Genomic DNA, 1017 nt, shown 5'->3' on the forward strand with positions numbered 1-1017 from the left:
AATCCTGTGCTTTCATCAAACATACATTGGTTAATGTAAGTCTTGATTTTTTCCGCGCCATTTAGGAATTCTTGCGCTCGATCTTTACCTTCTACGCCATCGGACACCAACTTCGCCATTTCCGCTAAGTATTTGTTGTCTGAGTACATGTAAGAGGCTTGATCCACCGATTCTTGCAGCATAGAGAAGCCAAGCAACTCGCCGTCCGCAGCATTATTGTTGGTGCGATTTTCTGCAAAACGAACTTCCCAATCTTTCTTCGCAAGATCGAGTTTCGCTAAGTTTTCCGCTGACGTATTGCTGTACACCCACTCTTCGCCTTCCAGCTTGATGCTGTTATCAAAGCCGTACGCACTTGCCGCGTAGCGACCAAGTTGATCCACATTTCTGTCTGGGTTGCTGATGTCTTCAGCTTGCGAATTCATGTTGTGGATGTTGTAGATAAAGCCAAAACGAGCCGCGTTATCCATGCCCGATTCCCAGCCCGCCGCTTCTTGTGCGCCGACGTGAATCGTCATGTAATCCACTTCATCGAGAATCTTATTGTAAGACGCCATGCCTTTTACTTTATAAGAATTACCGTTTTGCTCGATGATGTCTTCTGCAGGAATAATGGTCGTGAAGTTAGGATCGCGCGTTTCTACCCAAACGTACATCACGCCTTCTTTTGTATTGTGTGCTGGGTCTACTGCCGCGCCGTATTCAGGCACACCATTTTGGTTGTGGTCGCGGTTGGATAGCCACCAATCGTGGTATGCCACCAACTTCGGATACATTTCATCAATGAATTTTTGCGCGTCTTCTGGGCGATCAAACTGGTTCACGAGAGCGTGATACACCTCCATCACAGACCATGCCGCCAACGATGGTTTCGTATTGCGTTCGTTCCAGTTTTCAGAGCCAGCACCACCACGACTAACAGGTTTGGTGTACGTCAACACATCCAGCAAGTAGCCTTTGTCTTGCGGACGGATCTTGTCATCAGCTTGAACTTGCTCTTGGAATACCGTGCGAATG

1 protein-coding gene is annotated in these 1017 nt (G+C 47.6%); it reads right to left on the bottom strand.

Annotation, left to right across the window (positions count from 1 at the left end):
* Positions 1–1017, bottom strand: a 1017-nt coding sequence (locus R7P72_RS26215; RefSeq protein WP_411912916.1) for an MGH1-like glycoside hydrolase domain-containing protein, incomplete at both ends; no start/stop codon positions are given.

Source organism: Vibrio sp. Vb0888 (assembly GCF_033338835.1).
Classification (GTDB): domain Bacteria; phylum Pseudomonadota; class Gammaproteobacteria; order Enterobacterales; family Vibrionaceae; genus Vibrio; species Vibrio alginolyticus.